At 60.3% G+C, this 852-nt stretch carries 1 protein-coding gene; it reads right to left on the bottom strand.

Annotated elements, in window-relative coordinates:
- A partial coding sequence (locus CFR76_RS17490; RefSeq protein WP_244192011.1) for a transposase occupies positions 1-852 on the bottom strand: 852 nt, incomplete at both ends.

Below are 852 nucleotides of genomic sequence, written 5' to 3'. Positions count from 1 at the left end.
AAGACTGACATGGATCCCATACTGGCGGGCCACTTCACGAATGGAGAGCCCGCTTTCAAACGAGGCTTTTACAACCCGGGAGCGAAAGGCCGGCGTATATGCGAGTGCAACGAGGGTCCATTCGGTCGTGACTTTTGCAAGGCCACGCAGGCTGAATTTTCTGAAGCCCATGATGCTTTTGATAATTCCAAAGACCGGCTCCACGGTCTGTTTTCGTAGTCTGTAAAGATCTCCGGCTTCTGTGGTTTCCAGCCTGTCCTTCATGGCAAGCCGCCAGGGTTCGGTTATCCGGCGTGGCTCCCTTTCTGCGGGCCGGGGTCGGAAGTCGTAAGGTCTGCGGGCACAGGGCCGTCCGATGGCGACCAGCGGATCAATGCCCTTTTCCCGCAGTTTTCGGACCGCTTGCCCGCTGGCGTACCCGGTATCGGCGAGCACTGTCTCCGGAAGACCGATTGTGTCTTCCATCGACAGCACCGTGTCGGCAAAGGATGGCGCATCCGCTGATGTGGCGACAACGCCGGTTGTCACGATCAACTGGCTGCCTTCGGCGCAGACTATGGCCTGAGCATTGTAAGCCTGCCGGAATTCATGGGCGTCCGAACGCCGCATGAGGCGGCTGTCGGGATCGGTCAGACTGATCTGTCGGTCGGGTGGTGGTTCATCATCGGGCGGTTTGGGCGCCCGGCCGCGACGCCCTGTTTTTGCGTCATACACCGCCTTCTTTTTCTCGTATGCCGGTCGCGCCGCCTCGGTCTGCGCCTTCGCATCAGCTTCCAGCCGGGCGCAGGCTTCGTCCAGCTTCGCTTTCAGCGTTTCCCGCCGGGCAAGCTCTTCCGGCAATGCCTGCGGATC

This window comes from Komagataeibacter swingsii (genome assembly GCF_003207895.1).
Taxonomy (GTDB): domain Bacteria; phylum Pseudomonadota; class Alphaproteobacteria; order Acetobacterales; family Acetobacteraceae; genus Komagataeibacter; species Komagataeibacter swingsii.
This window is presented reverse-complemented; position numbering and strand designations above follow the sequence as displayed.